Here is a 19,081-nt window from a genome sequence, read left to right as displayed (position 1 = left end):
AAGCTTTCCAAACTACCTTTACTTTTCAGCCAAACGCAAGATGTTGGCGCCAATACCTTTCATTTCCTCATAGAAGCGCGGGAAAGAAACCCCAACATGCGAGACCGAATCAATAAAGCTATGTCCCTCTGCGCCAAGCGCAGCGCAGGAAGTTGCCATGACGATGCGATGATCCTGATGGCCGTCGATGGTAGCACCATGAAGAGGAGAGTGGTAGATCGTAATGCTGTCTTCTTCTTCATCAATTTTCGCTCCCATTTTGCGTAACTCGCCGGCGATAGTTTTCGTTCGATCCGTTTCTTTCATTCGGCTGGCTGCGACATTATAAAGTTTCATTTTGCCTTGTGCATAGCAGCCGAGAACAGCCAGAGCGGGCACGGCATCTGGAGTATCGCCACAATCAATTTCGATACCGTGCAAAGTATGCCCACCCTCAACAATGATCCCATCCTTGCCTTCGTTAAGAACTTCTACATGGCCGCCCATTTGGTTAATCCAGTCCACAAAATGACGCTCACCCATAAAGTCATGGATGTCCATGCCATGCAACTTAATGCGACATTTTTCCTTCATGATGGCAGCAGCAACCATGGGATAACTGGCGGAACACCAGTCACAGGCAGTACGCTTAGTGAAAGGACGATACTGTTGATTTCCGGGAATGACGAATTTTTTATAATCGTGATTTTCAAGATGAACCCCGGCAGCCTCCATCCAGTCCATAGTTAGATTTGCATAAGGGCGCTCACCAAGGACCCCGTCGTAGACGATAGTCGTGGTATCTTTAAGCGCTGGGCAGCATACCATGAGACCAATGCCCCATTGCACATTTTTACCGTTCAAATGGACCGTGTGCCCACCTTCAATAGGACCTTCTATAATGAGGGGCGCTAACTCATTGTCCCGCGTAGAAATCGCTTTTCCGCCCATTTCACGAATGGCATTCAGGAGTGGGGCAATGGGGCGATAGGCAATTTGATAATCACCGGTGACGACGCTCTTTCCGTGGAGCATAGCAGCAAGTGTCGTTAAAAAATAGTAGCCCGTACCGGAATTTCCGACATCCAATACACTGGAAGGAATATGCAGTCCATTAAGGCCGGGGCTGGTAATTACCCAATCGTTATCATTCGAGGTATCTACCGTAGCACCCAGACGGCGGCAACACTCCGCAATATCATAGCTATCGAGGCTCAACATCGGATTCAAAACGTGACTGGTTCCCTCGGCAAGAGTTCCCAAAATGAGACCGCGAGCAGTCTGACTTTTGGAGCCGGGAATATGCACCTCACCATTTAGACGCGAGGTAGGTTTAATCATGTAATACATTGAATAACCGCTCCTTCTTCGTAATTCGTTCGGCCGAAGGTTATATTCAATATAACAAAGGGGTTGAGTTACGTGAAATAACTATCTATAATAAACTTATAAGAGAAGCTTATAGGAAAGGGGCGTTTTTATGGAGTTATCTCAGCTTCGATATGCGGTGAAGTTAGCGGAGACTGCGAATTACTCCAAGGCCGCAAACCAACTTTATATTACGCAACCAGCACTATCACAACAGATTAGCGCATTAGAAAATGAGATCGGCGTAAAGCTTTTTGAACGAACTACAAGAAAGGTCGACCTCACAGAGGTCGGAAAAGAATTTGTTGAGCGGGCACAGTCTGTATTGCGAGAAATGGACGAATTGGGAAGAATTGTGGAGCTTCGCCGTCGCGAAATACGCAGTAGTCTATCCGTAGGGCTTCTCAGTACATTGTCTCATCTCAATATTCCTGAATATATCATGGGTTTTCGTCAACATTACCCCAATATTCAAATTGAGATTCAGATTGGCTGGAGTTCGGAATTAATTACGAGGGTAAAAACGCAGGAGTTGGATGCGGCGGTTACAAACGTTTATTTTTCTAAAGACAATGAGCCAGATCCACGCCTTAATATCATACCTTATTTTGAAGATACGATTGCTGTAGTAGCCGCTCGTCGTTCCCGTGTTGGTAGTAAGGCATATTTGACTATGGATGACCTCAGTGACATACCGGTTATTGGGCTTGACAACAAGACGAGCATTCGCATGCAGATGAATGACATTTTTTCAAATATGCACCGGTCGCCGAAGATCGTCTGTACTTGTCCGGATATAGATAGCCTATTGGGAATGGTGCGGGCTAACATAGGCATTACATTTTTATCTTCCGGTGTAGCACGATCATATTTGCGGAAAGACCTCGTCAGCATTCCTCTTCGCCCAATATATAAAACACAAACGGCAATGGTCACGTATAAAAGAAACACCTCTTCCTATGCCTTGCGTCTGTTTGAAGACTATTTTAATGGCATAGTTCATTAACAGACCCTACTATCTTGAAAATAAAATTTTTCGTTTCCAAAGCGGATATTTATATAGGGTAAATTTTACGTGATACATTTGTATATCTACTTTTCCCGCGCAAAGCGCTCCAACACCTCAGATAGAGAGACCTCTTCCAGCGAATCCAGCTTCCACCAGGCATCGTCAAAGGCATGGCCGATCGTCACGCTGCAGGGTACTGCCAAGGCGCGCAGGCCGGCAGCAGCGGCGGCACGAACGCCGTTCATGGAATCTTCGATGACCAGTGCTTCCTTCGGCGTGATCTCTGCTCGTTGCAGGGCTTGCAGATACAGATCCGGGTCGGGCTTTAAGGCGGTGGCATCGTCCGCGGTGAGAATGAAGGCGAAGTAGTCCCGAAGGCCTAAAAAATCCAGGCGCGAATGAATGGTTTGGGCTCGATTCGAGGAGACAATGGCACAGCGAATGCCGAGGGACGCGGCGTCCTCTAACCAGCGTGCCACGCCGGGCATGAGCGGAAGATGGCTGAGCGCCCTCTCTTCCAAGGTATGGCAAAAGCGCGTAAAGCCCATTTCATCCAGATCGATCTGATATTCCCGCTGAAAATAGTTGACCAATTCCACATGCCATGCGCCCGCCGCAATGGCATATTCTTCCAGTGTCAGGGCATGACCGGTGTGCTCGAGGATCCATTCGCGCATAAGGCGATAGACTTCTTTTTCCGTGTCGGTAATGACACCGTCAAAGTCGATGAATAAATATTTTAGCATAGCAGATCCTTTCTATGCCTGAATCACGAAGCGCTCGCCGGCGTGCGAAATCGTTTGAATGACGGAGCTCGTTTCGCCGGCATAGCGGGCATGAAATTCTTCGGTGATTTCAGGATGATCGCGAAAATGCATGGGGAAGAAGATTTGCGGATGCAGATGCTTGAGAAAATACGCTCCGCCGAGCATGGCGTTTTCTTCCAACCGCGGATCCACCACGCCGAAGCCGACGTCGATGGGGTGGACGCTCACTTCCCGAAGAATGCGCAGATAATCCCGTACTTCCCGTTTTTGTTCCGCTTCCGAAAAAGAAGGCCATTTCCATGCGTTTAAATCGCCGGCATGGAAAAAATTGACATCGTGTAGCGTAAATAATACAGAAAACCCTTGATCCGTAGAAGGGAAGGTTTTAAAGGAAAGTCCACCGAAGGTAAATTCGCTATCCGCATCGGCACGGTAGGTACGCCGGGGATCATAGGCAATTTTGCGTGCACGCGTTTGTGCGGGACTGTCGCTGAGCTGCAGAATTTTTCCTTGCTCCTCGACGTGCTCTACATCTTCCGAAAGCACATAGAGCGCCTGTTCACTGCCGGGCAGAGAGAAAATGGCCGGATTGTAGTGATCCGCATGGGCATGGGTAACAATAAACAGGATCTTTTTATCGGTGGGCAACACCAAATCACCCTTCCAATAATCGATGACGAGGAAGGTGTCCTGATACGAAATGGTAAAGCCGCTGTTATATAAATACTGTACGGTAAGCGTGTGGGGCATGAAGAGCTCCTTTCGTGGCAATTTCCCTTCGATTATACCCCACACGGATGAAAAAGACAGAAAGAACCGGCCGAACAAGACACCGGGGATCTAAAAATGCGAAGAGCAGGGAACATCGCAGCAACCGGGAAAGGCGGAGATATGGAAAAACGGCTGACAGAAAAAGAAAAAATACGGTGCATAACCGACGTGATTCGAGGCGGATATACGGCGCGCAAACATTGGCAAGTCGGACCGGAGATGGAACATTTTGTGTTTGACCGGCAAAGCGGAAAGCGCGTGATGTATCCGGGAGAACTCGGCGTAGAAGGCATTTTACAAGCCTTTATGCACCATCATCCGGATTGGCTTGCGACCTTTGAAGAAGGGCATCTTCTCGCCTTGGAAAAATGCGGCAGCAGCATTACCTTGGAACCCGGTGCGCAGCTGGAGTTTTCCCTGGCACCGTCCGAATCGGTTTTGATTTTGCAACGCCGCTACCAGGAAATGCTGGATGCGATGTATGAAATTTTGGATCCGCTGGGTTATATGCTGGTTGCCATTGGTCTGGATCCCTTTAATGCGGTGGACGATATTCCGCTTCTGCCCAAGTCCCGTTATCACATGATGGATGCCTATTTACGCAATACGGGGGATTTGGCGCGCACCATGATGCGAAAAAGCGCCGCGCTTCAGGTTTCTCTCGATATCGAAAGCGATGCGGACTTTTGCAGGAAGTACCGTGTCTTAACAGCCCTTTCTCCGATTCTGTATACACTTTTTGATTCTGCCGCAGAGAACGAGGGAAGACGGATTACGTCGTATAACGCGCGCCAGGAAATTTGGAGGCGTACGGATCCGGCACGTACCGGCTTTGTCCCGGATGTATTCTCACCGGATTTCGGAGTCGAAAGCTATGCGGATTGGGTGCTTTCCGCACCCCTGATTTTCCTGCCGAAAGACGGGAAGGTTGTCTCCACCGGGAATCGTCCGTTACGCGACCTTCTGGATGAGGCGAGGGATGAAGAGGAACTCGACCGTTTTGTGCGTCACGGCATGTCCATCGTATTTCCGGACGTCCGCGCCAAGCAGGTTTTGGAGATTCGCATGATGGATGCGGTATCCGGACCGTATACATTTGGCGCCATGGCGCTCCTCAAAGGACTGCTTTATAATGCGGACACGCTGGATCGCTTGGAAGAGCGCTTCACGCCGATGCAGGCGGACTGGGTGGAACGAGGAAAAAATGCCGGCCGGGATAACGGCATCCAAGCGTATTATCACGGGGATTATTTTGCGCATTGGGGAACGACACTTTGCGCCATGGCACGGGAAGGGTTGAGTGAACCGGAGGCAGCGCTGCTGGCACCGTTGGAGAAAATGTGGGACAACCTCGATACACCGCGCTTAGAAATCGAACGTGCGGTGGAGCAGGAAGGATGGCTTGCAGCATTGAGAAAGCAGGAAGTGCGTCATGTTTTATCCTGAATTTACCAAAGACTATATTCGCCGGGTCATGACGCATCCCGATCGCTATGCCGAGGATGCGCAGTCCTTGATTGGCGAGAGTATTGAAAAAAGACGACTCTACCACGGCATGGAAGTACCCATGACGTATCAGGGCATGTTTTTAACGCCACAAGAAGTGGAAATCTTTCAGGAGATGATCCATACGATGGTCTCCATCGGTCGGAAGGTTACGGCGGAATATGTCAAAAATCCGGCGTATCGCAAGGGATTTCACTTCGATCCTGCGATGGAAGAACTGATTTTATTGGATCCGGGCTATGACATGCCCGTTCCGGTCGGTCGCTACGATATTTTTTATCGCGGCGGGGGAGACTACCGTTTTTGTGAGTTGAACACGGACGGCGCTTCCGCGATGAATGAAGATCGTGTTTTGGGCGATCTGCTCTTGCAAAGTCGGATTATGCAGGACATGCAAAAGGATTGGTCTCTTTCCCGTTTTTCCCTTTTTGATTCCTTGGTGTCGGTCTTTTTGGATCGCTATCGAAAAATTCGCGGACGCGAGGCGAAAAGTGTCGCCATCGTCGATGTCTTGGACAAAGGGACGCGAATGGAGTTCGATGTGTATCGCGACCGTTTTGCTGCCGCCGGGGTGCGCGCCGTGGTGGCCGACGTGCGCGACTTACGCTTTGCAGACGGTAAATTATGGGCAAAGGATGAAAAGGGAGAGCCGCTCGCGATTGATCTGGTGTATCGCCGGTTGGTGACCTCCGATTTTCTCGCCGTGCGCAAAGAGGCGAAGGCCTTTGAAGAAGCGTATCGTGCCGGTGCCTTTCTCTCTTTCGGATCCTTCCGTTCGCAAGTGATGCACGCCAAAACCACCTTTGCCATGTTGCATAAAGAGGAGACCCTGGCGTTGTTAACGCCGGAAGAAAGAGAATTCATTGCCCGGCGCATTCCTATGACGTGGGAAATCACCACGCCGGAAGAAAAAGCCGAGGTGATCGAAAAGAAAGATGCCTATATTCTCAAGCCCTATAACTCGTACGGTTCACAGGGCGTTGTCATCGGTCGGGATCATACACAGAACGAATGGGAAACGTTAGTGAATGCACTGCCGTATGCGCAATATATCGCACAGGAGTTTGTGGACAATGACCCGACTCCCTTCCTTTGCTTGCAAAACGATCCCAACGCGGCAAATGGGGACGGCGAAGAAGTGCTCCCCATTGTTAGATCTCTCGACGACCCCAAAGCTGTTTCCTTTGCCCAAGCCTTGAAGGATGCCGAAACGCCGGAAACCGCCGGAGCGTTTGTGGTGAAGCCTTTTGGCCATGTGCTCGGCTGTTTCCTCTTTGATGAGCAATTTGCGGGCTGCTATGTGCGCATCGGGCAACATAATATGATTTCGGGCTTACGAGATTATTTTACCGCGCCCACTTTTGTCGTCACGCGCCGGGACCGGATCCGCTAAGGCTTCACGAACCAGCTTGTTGCGCCATAAAACGGTCCAGAGCGGCAACCCGATGATCGCCGTGATGATGAATTGCGAGAGCATAATTTGTGCGGTTACAAGGGGAAACAGATCCCCTGTGATTTCCCCTAAAAACCAGGCCTCACCGCTATAGAGAAAGGAAAAAGCCGCAGGAAAGAGCGAGGCAATCCATTTAGAGGAAACTTTCGCCATCAAGAGCGTCGAAAGCAACGTACCCAGAGTGCCGACAATCATGTCGATTGCGCCGAACGGGCTCCAGATATTTGCCACCAGACAACCAAGCGTTAAGCCGATGACGTTTTTGGGATCGAAAAAGGCAAGCCACGTCATGACTTCCGCGTAGCGGAATTGGACCGGTCCGTAACTGAAGCCGAAGCCGGAAAGCGTGAAAATCACATAGACGGCGGCAATGATGCCTTGACGGGCCATGGTTCTGGCCGATAGCAAAGAAGAATAGGACTGTGTTTTGTTCATGTGAACCTCCTTAAAAGTATGGAGTGTTCATGGCAACAAAAAAGGCGTCAAAACGACACCATCTTGATTTTTAGAGTGGGTGCCAAGAAACACTGTAGCTTGTATTGTAACGTTCTTCCATCGATCCTTCAAGAAAAAAACAATCCGCTATAACGCAATTCGGATGACGTTGTAGCGGATTGTTCTTTCATTAAAGTGGACGTCGACAAGTTATAACGAGATGGACTCGCTCCATCCGGCCTTATTCCAGCACGCCGAAGGAAAATCCCTGCTCCTGCAATGCTTTTACAATGGATGGAACGGAATTGCGCGTAAGTGTTTTGGCCCCCGTATCGTGCATCAAAATCGTGATGACGCTCGGTTTGCCATAGGCTTCCCACGTTTCCAGAATGCGCTTGACCTGTCCTTCTGTGGATTCCGGCGAAGTGGATCCCTCGGCATCGCCGTTCAGGCAATTCCAATCAATCCATTGCACACCTTCTTTTTTCAGCAGGGCATCCGCTTCCTTTAGTCCCTTCCAAGACATATGGCCGCCCGGATAGCGCCAAACCTTGGGATCGACTTCTTTTCCCAGCAACTTTTGCAGCGCTTCCTTTGTTTTGTGATACTGCGCTAGGATTTCGGTCGAATCTCCAACGCGTCCGGGATACAATTTGCTGTATTCATGGTCGAAGGAATGAAATGCCAGAGCATGTCCTTCCGCCATTGTCCGTTCCAAAAGGAGCTTATTTTTTTCCGTAAACGATTGACCGACCATAAAAAATGTCGCCGGCACGCCGAGTTTCTTGAGGGTATCCAAAAGAAGTGGCGTAGAGTTCGGATCGACGCCATCATCAAAGGTGAGGAAGGCCAGCTTTTCCGAAAAAATGGTTTTGCCGTCAAACATCGCGTCATTCACATCGGCGGTCTTGTAGGCATATACTGCAGCAGCCGTGTTGTGGTTGGACCCGGTGCCGCCGGCATTTTGTTTGACCTCAGTCGTATTCGCGTTGGGCTGCGCCGTACCGGCAAACACAGAGGGCGTTTCGGAGGAGGATTCGGCAAGACTGCTTCCTTCCTTTGATGCTGTGGCGGATGCCGATGGGGTATTGGTTGCGACAGCCGCACCGGAGGATTGAGGAGTTTCCGTGCTCGATGCAGGTTGTGCAGATTGGAAGCGATTCCACAGAGCAGTAAGCAAGCCAAAGGCGGTCACTAAAAGCACCAATAGGAAAACCGCTTTCAGAACCATGCGACGTTCTTGTCGCCGATGGCGACGAATTCGACGTTGTTGCAAATCCGGTTTGGAATGGCTGTGGTGTCTATGTGTGTGCGTGTCGAAACTCGCTTTTCTCTCTTCCCTCAACGTCTCTCGGACTATCTTTGCTTCGGTTGCTCTATTTTCGGTCCACGTCTCTTCGCCGGACAATATTTCGGTCGCATCTTCTACAGATGGCGCTTCTTGCGGCGTCTTTTCTTCGGCCGTGCTTTCGGCAGATGGATCTTCTTGAGAAGTCTCCTCTTCGGCCGTCATTTCTTCGTTTGTAACATCTTCGTGCAACGTTTCTCGTATCGGTTTTTCTTCATTCGGTTCATTCGAGGCGGATTCGCTGGACGTTTGCACGTTGTTATTCTCGTCTAACATAATGACCTCCTTTATTTGCTCGTATGATATCACACGGAGTGAACATCGAACAAGAAAAACGGGTGAAGACATGTCGGACGTATGGCTGCATACAGGCGCCGTTCGTAGCGTTCTTTTGTTAAAATGGAACCGGGAGGGCGGAAGCAATGGAGAGCATGAATGAAAAACAGAAAAAAGCGATCCGCACAACCGAAGGGCATGTGCTGATTATTGCCGGCCCCGGAACGGGAAAGACCCGGACACTGGTGCGGCGAACGGCGTATTTAATAGAGGAAAAAGACGTCGCACCGGAAAACATCACCGTAACGACGTTTACGCGCAAAGCCACACAGGAAGTGATCGTGCGCCTGTCACGGTTGTTGTCTTCCAGCGGGCGTGCGCAGGATGCGGGAAAAGTGCACGTCGGGAATTTTCATCATTTGGCGGGAGCCATCGTGGAAAGAGCGGCGGAGCGGGCAGGCTTTGCTCCCGGCGTGAGGCTGTTAAACGACATGGCAAAACAGGCTCTTGTTGCCTCGCATCTCTCCTTGCTGTGCGACATTCCCGATATTGCCATGCTCGGTATTCCATTGTCCGCCGAAGAGCCTTGGGCCGTCAGCGCCTGGTGCCGCTTGTTTGATCAGCTTCGTGAAGGCTTTGTGGATTTTCGTCCTCGGAATGCGGCCACGACGGCTGCAAAAGAGGCACTTCGCCGGTATCGACAGCTGTTGATGCAACATAACGTGACGGATTTTAGCGAAATGCTTTTCAGCGCATACCTCATTTTGAAACGATGCCCGGACGTATTGGCGGCGGAGCAAGAGAAATGCCGCTATTTGATGGTGGATGAATACCAGGACACCAATCCCATCCAGGAGCAGCTATTACGCCTGTTGCAACAAAAAAGCGGAAATCTCTGCGTTGTGGGGGATGGGGACCAAAGCCTCTATCGTTTCCGCGGGGCGAGCGTGCACAACTTATTGTCTTTCGCGGAGCGATATGAAAACACGACCGTCATTCGCCTGGATGAAAATTATCGCAGTGACGGCACGATTCTGGACACTGCAGAAAATGCGTTTCGCCGGGATATTGCCAAGATGGCTTCCGCCGCGCCCGGCGGTCTTTTGCGGGAAGAAAAGAATCTGCTTCCGGCGGATCGGACGCGTCGGCATGCGGCGGCTGTGCAGCAGCTTTTTTGCGCCGACGAATCCGTATGGGCCGAACGGGTGGCCGACTCCGTGTTGACGCTGCATGCGCAGGGCTTGCCGTATCAAGACATGGCGATTCTTTCTTTTTCGGTGCGTTCTGCAGCCATGATGACCTTGGCCAGGACGCTGCGTCAACGTGGGATTCCGCTCAATATGCCGCGAGGCGGGACGCTGATGGCGGACCGTGATGTTCGCCGTTTTGTGGGGACCCTTACGATTATCTTTCGCCCGTTTTTAAAGCGCGCGATCGAGGAAGGATTGCTTTCCCGTTCCGTTTTGGATCCGTTCGTCACGTATGCCTTGACCCTTCCCAAGCGCGATTTTGCCGCGCAGGAAGAGTTTGCACGCGATGTTGCCGGCCGTCTTGCGCAAGGCGAGACCATGGTGTTTCTGGACCTGTGTTATGAACTTTTAGGGCATTCGCCGTTTAGCGCCCTCATCCGAAAAGCTCTGTCCGGCGAAGAGTCTGCGGAGGCGCATCTTAGCGCAATACGCAACGTTTTGACGGACCTGTTGGAGATGCTTGCGGTGGACCCCCAGGCGCAGAGCGTTTTAACGCGTGACAATATCGTTTCGCAAAGCGCGATCCTATTCGGTCAATGGCTGTCTCTTCTGGAGCGCACTAAACAGGCTGCTGTGCGGGAAGAGCAGGAGGCGGATTTGCCGGGAGCCCTCCCGATGTTTACGATACACCAGGCGAAGGGCTTGGAATATTCGGCGGTGTTTTTAGTGGAATCCCCGCCGCGACGTGCGTTTTCCTCGCGCAGCGGGATATCCTGTCTGACGCGTTCTCCTGCGCTGGGAACACCACTCTCTGCGGGCGTCGCCGAGGGGATGGACCATGCGCGCTTGATGTACACGGCGCGCACAAGGGCAAAATCCCTATTGGTGGAAACCGGGGTGCGCCACGGAAAAGATGATCCTGCCCTCAGCGCCTCCACCGTGCAAGCCTGTGTATTTTTTCCCGCAGAGCCCGTACCGGTCAGTCATCGCTATACGTTTACCGGGGACATTGCCGCCTATCGCCGTTGCCCTCGACAATATTATTTTCTGCAAAAATTGCGCATGCCGAGGAAGCCGAGCCGTGCGGCAGATTTCGGCACACTCGTGCATGCGTGTTTAGAACGCTACTATCGATTTTTGCATGCTGAGGGGGAAAAACCGTCGGATGAATGGGTCCTCTCCATGGTACAATTAGTCCGTGATGGCATGGTTCGTTCCGGCGCGGCATTGTGCGCCGACGACCTTGCGCGTGCCGAGGAGCAGGTTATTGCGCTTCATCGGGCGCAGCCGTTTTCGCCGACACAGATTACGGCTACCGAACGCGAAGTCTATGCCGTTTTGGATGAGCACCTGCTGGAGGGGAAAATTGATCTCCTTTTAGAAGATGGAAACAGCATCGTGGATTTCAAGACGGCGCGCCCTGCGCCGGAACAGCAGGCGGTCTATCGCGATCAGTTGCGCTTTTATCGCTGTCTGCTCTCACCGACAGTAGACAATGCGGCAAACCAAGACCCTGCGGACGAGATATCACGGCAGATGCTCTATTATACAGACGTAGAGGATACGGAGCATCCCAGCGAAGAATTCTTTTTTCCTCAAGAAGAACGAGAGCCGTTCTTGCAGGGAATTCGACAAACGGTCGCCGCCATTGAACAGGGCGCTTTTTCGGCCCCAACCCCGAATTTAACGCATTGCAGAATTTGCCCGATGCGTGCATGTTGCCCACGAGAGGAGGAATCGCATGAGTGAAAAGAAACACGTGATGACCATAGCGGAAATGCTGGAGGGCATCCAAGCGGACGACGCGCCCGTTTTGCCGTCCGACGACATCACGGAGGAACAACCGACACAAGAACAAGGCGATGCGATGGCGGAGGAAACGCCGGAAGAGCCCAGCGAAACGGCTGCGGAAGAAGGGGAAGCGGCCCCGCTTGAAGCACCGAGCGAAGAAGAATCGCAGCAAACCTTCCGTACACGTCCATGGATCATGCCGGAACCGCCGGAACCGTCGGAACTGTCGGAATCGGAAGAAATGCCCACCACGTATGAACAAGAGGAGGAAGTCCTTATTTCTGTTCCGGAGTCGGCTATCGAGGAAACGACAGAAGTCTCTGTGGAAACCGATGCGGAGCCGGCAACAGAAGAAGATCGTCCGGTGGTGTTGATTTCTCATTTATATAAAAAGATTGCGAAAAAGACGGTTCTTAACGATATCAATCTCGCCCTGTTTAACGGCCATGTGCTGGGATTGTTGGGCCCGAACGGATCCGGGAAAACGACGCTGTTGCGTATTTTGGCCGGCTTAGCGCATCCCAATGCGGGCCGGGTCGAAATAGACGGCATCACGCCGGGAACCGAGACGAAGAGCATGGTGTCCTATCTTCCGGATACGCTTTTCTTAGGGCAGGAAATGACCGTAGAAGCGGCACGAAAATACTACGAGACATTTTTTATGGATTTTGATCGGGATCGCTTTGAAGAACTTTCGGAACGCTTCCAGTTGCCGAAAGGCACGAAGGTCGGGAAAATGTCCAAAGGTTATCGGGATCGTCTCGCTGTGGCGCTGGTCATGAGCCGCCGCGCACGCCTCTATCTTCTGGATGAGCCGCTTGGCGGAGTGGATCCCGTTGTTCGTGATGAAATTCTCGACATTTTAGTGGAAGCGCTTGGGGATGAAGCAACAATGCTGATCACCACGCATCAGGTGCGTGATCTGGAACGTATATTTGATGAAGTTTGTTTCCTGCGCGAAGGAACGATAGCTCGCTACGGCGTTGCCGAAGAGATTCGCCAAGAAGAGCAGGCGGATTTAGATCATGTCTATCGCTCGATTTTCGGATAGGAGGAAAAGATGAAGTATTATTACTCTCTTTTGCGCCGCCGCACGGGGCCGGCTCGCTGGGGGCTGATTCTCGGAGCCGTCGTCCTGATTCTGCTCGCCTCCATCCTTCTTCCGCTCTTGCAGAAGAACGAAATGCCGGAAATGAATGATATCACCGATGCGGTTCCCGTCTTCTTAGCCCGGTTTGTTCTCTTCGCAGCCTTTTTTCTGGAGCTTTTTCGCTCCGTATTGCTGGTTTTTGATGACCGCTTCGGCCATTTGCTTCCGGAACAGGAACGAAAACCGCTTCTGGCTGTGCTGGTAAGTCTGCTGGTGAGTGCGGCTTTATATGGCCTTTGTGCCTTGCTATGCACCTTTCTGGACTCCTTTTTACGTACGGGGCAATTGCCTAACAAAGCGATGCTGTGGGAGAATTTTCATTATCCGTTGGCGTCCTTCGTTCCGGCGGTGGTGGTACAGTTATTCTTTACCATTACATTGGTCATGTTTTTACAACTTTTCTTCCGCCGTCTGGGGCAGATCACGACGCTGGGTAAGCGCCTTCCGCGTTCCGCTGCGAATCTGATCACCTTTCTTTTGACGATGGGCATATGGACGCTGTTGTATTCTTTTGCCATGCGCCTTCTCTTTCGCTGGCCCTTGGTGTTGGACGTGCTGAACGGTGTTGTCAGCCGATCCTTGGTTTTGGCGGGAAATCCTACCTTTGACGGCAATTTACTGTTATGGCCGCTGACCATGACGGAAGCGGGACAGACCGTGCTGTCTGTGCCTGTTTTGGTGGGGATGATTCTTCTCAGTATGTTACAGTGGATTCTTTCGGTTATCTTAGTGGAAGATCGCCTGGACTGGGAGGTGTAACATGATCAAACGATTTCGATATGAATTTATGCGTAGCCTGCCGTTCTTTTTGACGCTCGTTCTTGGCGGGGCCATTTATTGGCTGACGGTACGGCACATGATTATGCATCCGGAACTTCTCTACACGGTGCCCCTTCTTTTACCGATTTTCATCGCGTTGGCTTTTGTCGCCGCTTCGGTGATTTACGTCATTGTGAACGTCAGTCAAGAACTTTCCCGGCCATCCGGTTTGCTGACGTTCCTCACTCCGCTTGCTCCATGGAAACTAATGGTCGCGAAATGGCTTAATTTCATGGTTTCCTTCGGACTGTCGTTTCTCATGATGCGCTTTCTTCTTATTCTCTTCCCGTTGGAAGAGGAAGGCTTTCCGTTTGGCTTCCAGCCGTTTACAGCGTTAGCGGAGAACTATCATCCCGTGAATGTGCCTTTTGTGTTTCTCACCGGGATGACTGCCGTGCGCTGTTTGCTCTTCGTCTTGCACTGGACCTTCGTCCTTGCTCTTGTTTTTTGGGCGTTGGGCTGGACAGAAGTGCTCTATTCGCGCGGCGTTCTTCGCCGGGGAAAGTTTGCGCTTCGCGTCGTATCTTTCCTCGTTGCCTTTTTTGCTTTTGACCAGTTGGGCTCGCTGGTTACGAGGTTCTCCACTTGGTACGTGGACGTGAACACGTTCCAGCTGTTTCATCCAAAGACAGTGGCGCGGCTGGATGCTTTTTTAGAGCCGGTGAGTACTTTTCTCATGGAAGCGGGCGCAGGAGAGCCGCTTTATCACACGGGCACACCGATCCTGCTGATCGTATTTTTCCTTGTGGCGATCGTCTTCTTGCTTTGGAGAGCGCAAGCCTACTGGAAAAAGATTGACCGCTAGCGTCGAATGGGCAGAGCGAAAGTTTACGCGAGCGAGAGCACCAGCTCGACCGGGCAATGATCGGATCCCATGACGTCGTCGTGAATGGCGGCTGATACCAGTTGCTTTTCGAGCGCTTGCGAAACCAAAAAGTAGTCGATGCGCCAACCGATGTTGCGCTCACGGGATTTGGCAAAATTGGACCACCAGGTATAAGCTTCGGTGCGGTCCGGATAAAAATAACGGAAGGTATCAATAAATCCGTGATCCAGCAGTTGATTAAATTTGGCGCGCTCCTCATCGGTAAATCCCGCACTTTTTCGGTTCGTCGCCGGGTTTGCTAAATCGATGTCCTGATGCGCCACATTTAAATCGCCGCAAACCACCACGGAATGCTTCTCTTCCAGCTTTTTCAGATAGGCCAGGAAGGCGTCCTCCCAGACCTGGCGGTAATCCAGCCGCTCCAGGGCACGCTTGGAATTCGGCGTGTAGACCGTAACTAAATAAAACGATGGAAACTCCATCGTAATGACACGTCCCTCGTCGTCATGTTCGGCCATACCGATGCCGTACTGAACGTCGAGGGGCTTTTTTTTCGTGAATATTGCCGTGCCGGAATAGCCTTTGCGTTCTGCATAATTATAATATTGTTCATAGTCGGGAAGATCCAATGTCAATTGTCCTTCCGACAGCTTGATTTCCTGCATACAGAGAATATCGGGATTCAGCTCTTCGAGCTTATCCAAAAAGCCCTTGCGCACCTGGGCGCGCAGGCCGTTTACGTTCCAAGACATGAGTTTCAGCATGAGGTTTCCTTTCTGTTTCACTTGCCCTTCATGATAACCCATTTCCGGGCAAGAGGACACCGGGTATAATGAAACCATATAAAATCGGATTGCGTACAAACCCTGATGACCCTTGGAGGCTTCTATGAATGACTTTCGCTTGCTGCGCTCGGAGAGCATTGCCGAGGAACAGACGACGTATAAAGAGTTTTCGCACGAAAAAACCGGTGCGCAGGTGTACTGGCTACAAAATGACGATTCCAACAAAATGTTTGCGATCGCGTTTCCCACCTTGCCCATCGGCTCGACGGGCAACATGCACATTTTGGAACACGCCGTTCTCAACGGCTCCCGTAAATTTCGAACGAAGGAACCGTTTTGGGATCTATTGAAATCCAGTCTGCAGACCTTTTTGAATGCCATGACCTTTCCGGATCGCACGGTGTATCCGGTCGCCAGCCGTAATGATACGGACTTCATGCATTTAACGGAGATGTATCTGGATGCCGTGTTCTATCCACAAGCCGTGCAGGATCCGCTCATTTTTCAACAGGAGGGGTGGCATAAGGAAATTTTTTCGCCCGAAGAGCCCATTACGTATAAAGGCGTCGTATATAACGAAATGCGCGGCGCCATGTCGGCGCCGGAACAGCAAGTGGTGCAGCAGATTCAACAGGCGTTGTTGCCGGACACGCCGTATGCCAATAATGCGGGTGGCGATCCGTATGTGATTCCGACGCTGCGTTATGAGGATTTTTGCGCCTACCATAAAGAGTATTATCATCCTTCGAATGCCAAAGTATTTCTGTATGGAGCGATTCCGGAAAAAGAAGTTTTTGCGCTGCTTTCGTCCTATTTTTCCGCTTTTTCGCCTCGCAAGATCCATTCCTTGTCGGCAAAACAGATCCCGTTTGCTGCGCCAAAGGAAGCGGAATTCACCTTTTCCGTGGCGGATGGGGAAGAGACAAAAAACAAAGATTTTTTGGCTCTCAGCTGGCTGGTGGATGAAGCGCGCACGGACAGCGCGCGCTACTTGAATCAGATGCTCAGCGCCGTGCTCATCGACGCCGAATCGTCGCCGCTTCGACGTCGCCTTTTTGCCGAGCTGCAGCCGGCGGATGTCCTTGCCTCGGAAATGAGCTATCGAGACGTTAGCTTTCTGTTGCTGGTCAAACATGTGGATGCGTCGCAAAAAGAGCATTTTGAACAGATTGTGATGGAGACGCTGGAACAAATCGTCCGGGATGGGATTGATCCGGAAATCTGGGAAGGTGTTTTGCATCGCATAGAATTTGATTTGCGTGAGAAAAATGGCGAAGCGACGAAGGCGATTCCATTCTTATTCTCCTTGCTCAATGAGGGCATCTATGGCTTGGATCCGGCTCCGGTCTTTCATTATGAAAAGCAGCTGCAGGAGCTGCGGGAGCTTCTTCGAGGCGGGGCGCTGGAGCGCTACATCGAAGAGCGATTGGTAAAGAATCCCCATCGTGTGTTGAGTGTGCATCGCCCGGAACCCGGCAAGAATGCGCGCAAAGATGCCGAGGTGGCTTGCGCGTTGGCGACTGAAAAGGAGAATATGAGCCGGGACGAAGTACAGGCGTTGATTGCTGCAAATGAACGTCTGCGGGAACGCCAGAATCGTTCGGATACCGAGGAGGAAAAAGCAACCATTCCGGTTTTGACGAGGGACGTATTACCGAAAACACTGGAAAAGACGCCGCGGCTCATAACGAAAAGCGGGGCGGATACCCTGTTGTTCCATGATTTGCCCACGGCCGGCATCCACTATCTTGTCACTGCCTTCGACCTTTCCGGCTTTACGGTGGACGAATTGCCTTTTGTGGCGCTGGCAGCGGACCTTTTTGGCCGGCTGGATACGGAAAATGAATCCTATCACGAATATGACAAGGCGGAACATCGTTTTACCGGTGGGATTACGATGTCGCCGGCCATCTTCGCAAAAGAAGATAGTAAGGCCATTTGCCGCGCACTTCTCGTGGAGATGTCCGTTATGGGAGAAGAAAATACGGATCGGGCATTTTCTCTCCTTGAAGAACAGTTGCTGCGTACGTTGTGGACGGATACGAAACGCATCCGGGAACTGATTCGCATCAGTTATACGTCATTTATGCAGCGCATCCTGTACGCCGGGCATGCTTTTGCAAGTGAGCGAGCGCTGGCGAACAGCAGTGCGGCAGCTTTCTATCGGCAGTCCGTTTCGGGATTCCCGTATTTCCGCTTTTTGGAGCGGATGAATCAACAGTTTTCCGAAGCGGATCGGACAAAATTGGAAGAGGTCGCCCATCGCCTCTTTTCGGCTCCGGGAAGGGTCATCAGCGTTACCGGCCACGGTAAGGAAGGCGAGGCTTTTCTGGCCCGCGCACAGCAGGCGATTGTAGCGATTCCCACTGCGCCTACGGAGGAGAAGGAGTGGATTTTCCAATCCGCTCGGTCGGCCGAGGCCTATTCGGCAACGTCCGATGTGCAATACAATGCGGTTGCCGCCCCCTTTATCAAGCCGGAGGATTTGCACGGCAGTCTCTTTGTTCTGACGAACATCCTGAACAATGCACTCTTATACAATGAAATTCGCGCCAAGGGCGGCGCATACGGACAGTCCGCCCGTTTCACGGCGACAGGCGAGGTGGTGATGTCTTCCTATCGCGATCCGCAGTTGGATGCTACCTATGGCGTCTTTGCTACGATTGGAAAAGCTGTTTCGGAATTGTCCCTTACGCCGAAAGATATCGATCGTTTTGTGGTCGGTGCGGTGGGACAGATGGATACGCCTCTTACGGAGGAGCAAAAGGGTCGTCGTGACCTCGTGGACTTCTTGCGCCATCACGATCCGACTCGTGAAGATCGACTCTTGCAGGAGGCCTTGCAAACGAACGTCGAGGATCTTCGTGCGTGGGGCGAATTTCTTACCCACGCGATGGAGCAGGCGTCGAAGGTGACGATTGGAAGTGCGGAGGCCATCCGCGCGAGCAAGATCCCATTTGATAGCGTGAATCGCCTTTCCTAAGAAAGTGCTTGTGAGCGAGCGGTGCGTTGCGCTATGCCGACGCTGTGGCAAGCCTTGCCAGCGCTGTGCCAAGCCTTGCCGACGATGTGTTACAGCGTACCAACCGGACGGAATGCCCCTTTTCCGCCCTTTCACGCGCTATAATGAAGTCGGTGAGGGGCTATTGGGCATTAGGCACGTCAACGACAAAAGAAGGTAGCGATGTCGTTGGAAGGGGAGTTGCGCATTCGGATGATTTTGATATAATAAGCGGGTGACATTGGCGCAACTTTTGCGTCGGGTCGTAATCTCTGCTCCGTTAAAAAGCGGGGCGAAATCCAGAGGGAGGTGAAACGCATGAATCAGTACGAAATGGTCCTCATCCTGAAGGCCGGTTTGGAAGAAGAAGAGCGCAATCAAGTGCTCGATCGTCTTAAAGACGCCATCAACCAAAACGGTACCGTCGGTGAAATCGATGATTGGGGCTCCAGAAAGTTGGCGTACGAGATCCATTACAACAAAGACGGTTACTATTATGTCCTCAATTACGAGGCCGATCCGTCAGTTGTTGTTGAAGTGGAACGTCGCGCACGCATTTTGGATCAAGTCCTTCGCTACCTTACTGTAAAGAAAGAGGCTTAACTCT

At 51.5% G+C, this 19,081-nt stretch carries 15 protein-coding genes; 9 read left to right on the top strand and 6 right to left on the bottom strand.

From position 1 onward, the window contains the following. Positions 1-18 precede the first annotated feature (18 nt). A complete protein-coding gene (aroA, locus tag FXY30_RS07025; protein ID WP_071705924.1) occupies positions 19-1,329 on the bottom strand; it encodes a 3-phosphoshikimate 1-carboxyvinyltransferase in 1,311 nt (436 codons plus the stop codon). Positions 1,330-1,459: 130 nt separating this feature from the next. Here aroA and FXY30_RS07020 point away from each other — a divergent pair, with 130 nt between their 5' ends. Beyond that, positions 1,460-2,353, top strand: coding sequence for a LysR family transcriptional regulator (locus FXY30_RS07020; RefSeq protein ID WP_071705923.1), 894 nt, complete (start codon positions 1,460-1,462; stop codon positions 2,351-2,353). Between the two features lie 86 nt (positions 2,354-2,439). Here the strand turns inward: FXY30_RS07020 and FXY30_RS07015 are convergent, their stop codons facing one another. Further along, positions 2,440-3,102 (bottom strand): HAD family hydrolase, encoded by a 663-nt coding sequence (locus FXY30_RS07015; RefSeq protein WP_071705922.1) that lies wholly within the window; start codon positions 3,100-3,102, stop codon positions 2,440-2,442. 12 nt (positions 3,103-3,114) lie between these two features. Continuing rightward, a complete protein-coding gene (locus FXY30_RS07010) occupies positions 3,115-3,873 on the bottom strand; it encodes an MBL fold metallo-hydrolase (RefSeq protein WP_071705921.1) in 759 nt (252 codons plus the stop codon). 141 nt (positions 3,874-4,014) lie between these two features. Here FXY30_RS07010 and FXY30_RS07005 point away from each other — a divergent pair, with 141 nt between their 5' ends. Continuing rightward, entirely contained in the window at positions 4,015-5,340 is a 1,326-nt protein-coding gene (locus FXY30_RS07005; RefSeq protein WP_071705920.1) for a glutamate--cysteine ligase, read from the top strand. Continuing rightward, positions 5,327-6,793 carry a circularly permuted type 2 ATP-grasp protein gene (locus FXY30_RS07000; protein ID WP_071705919.1) on the top strand — a complete coding sequence of 489 codons (1,467 nt, stop codon included), beginning with the start codon at positions 5,327-5,329 and terminating at the stop codon, positions 6,791-6,793. The genes FXY30_RS07005 and FXY30_RS07000 overlap by 14 nt, the downstream gene beginning before the upstream one ends. Here the strand turns inward: FXY30_RS07000 and FXY30_RS06995 are convergent. Both FXY30_RS06995 and FXY30_RS06990 read right to left on the bottom strand, forming a co-directional pair. Continuing rightward, positions 6,734-7,288 (bottom strand): QueT transporter family protein, encoded by a 555-nt coding sequence (locus FXY30_RS06995; RefSeq protein WP_071705918.1) that lies wholly within the window; start codon positions 7,286-7,288, stop codon positions 6,734-6,736. The genes FXY30_RS07000 and FXY30_RS06995 overlap by 60 nt on opposite strands. Positions 7,289-7,529: 241 nt before the next feature. Beyond that, positions 7,530-8,912, bottom strand: a complete 1,383-nt coding sequence (locus FXY30_RS06990; protein WP_071705917.1) for a polysaccharide deacetylase family protein — start codon at positions 8,910-8,912, stop codon at positions 7,530-7,532. Between the two features lie 146 nt (positions 8,913-9,058). Here FXY30_RS06990 and FXY30_RS06985 point away from each other — a divergent pair, with 146 nt between their 5' ends. Genes FXY30_RS06985 through FXY30_RS06970 form a run of 4 tightly spaced genes read left to right on the top strand, consistent with a single transcriptional unit; the run spans position 9,059 to position 14,667 of the window. Further along, a complete protein-coding gene (locus FXY30_RS06985) occupies positions 9,059-11,851 on the top strand; it encodes an ATP-dependent helicase (RefSeq protein ID WP_083428282.1) in 2,793 nt (930 codons plus the stop codon). Further along, positions 11,844-12,944: an ABC transporter ATP-binding protein gene (locus FXY30_RS06980; RefSeq protein ID WP_083428281.1), complete on the top strand. Its 1,101-nt coding sequence runs from the start codon at positions 11,844-11,846 to the stop codon at positions 12,942-12,944. The genes FXY30_RS06985 and FXY30_RS06980 overlap by 8 nt, the downstream gene beginning before the upstream one ends. Before the next feature lie 9 nt (positions 12,945-12,953). Continuing rightward, entirely contained in the window at positions 12,954-13,802 is an 849-nt protein-coding gene (locus tag FXY30_RS06975; RefSeq protein WP_071705915.1) for a hypothetical protein, read from the top strand. 1 nt (position 13,803) lies between these two features. Continuing rightward, complete coding sequence (locus tag FXY30_RS06970) at positions 13,804-14,667, top strand: hypothetical protein (protein ID WP_071705914.1); 864 nt, start codon at positions 13,804-13,806, stop codon at positions 14,665-14,667. Positions 14,668-14,690: 23 nt separating this feature from the next. Here FXY30_RS06970 and FXY30_RS06965 read toward each other — a convergent pair whose 3' ends face one another. Continuing rightward, positions 14,691-15,449 carry an exodeoxyribonuclease III gene (locus FXY30_RS06965; protein WP_172619985.1) on the bottom strand — a complete coding sequence of 253 codons (759 nt, stop codon included), beginning with the start codon at positions 15,447-15,449 and terminating at the stop codon, positions 14,691-14,693. A gap of 127 nt (positions 15,450-15,576) precedes the next feature. Between FXY30_RS06965 and FXY30_RS06960 the strand changes: the two genes are divergently transcribed. Continuing rightward, positions 15,577-18,456: an insulinase family protein gene (locus FXY30_RS06960; protein ID WP_071705912.1), complete on the top strand. Its 2,880-nt coding sequence runs from the start codon at positions 15,577-15,579 to the stop codon at positions 18,454-18,456. A 336-nt stretch (positions 18,457-18,792) separates the two neighbouring features. Continuing rightward, on the top strand, positions 18,793-19,077 hold the full coding sequence (gene rpsF / locus FXY30_RS06955) for a 30S ribosomal protein S6 (RefSeq protein WP_071705911.1): 285 nt from the start codon (positions 18,793-18,795) through the stop codon (positions 19,075-19,077). Positions 19,078-19,081: the final 4 nt, after the last annotated feature.

Origin of the sequence: Murdochiella vaginalis, from assembly GCF_902381775.1 — a bacterium.
In the GTDB taxonomy this organism is placed as follows: Bacteria; Bacillota; Clostridia; order Tissierellales; family Peptoniphilaceae; genus Murdochiella; species Murdochiella vaginalis.
Note: the sequence above shows the minus strand (reverse complement) of the source record. Positions and strands in the feature narration are given on the sequence as shown.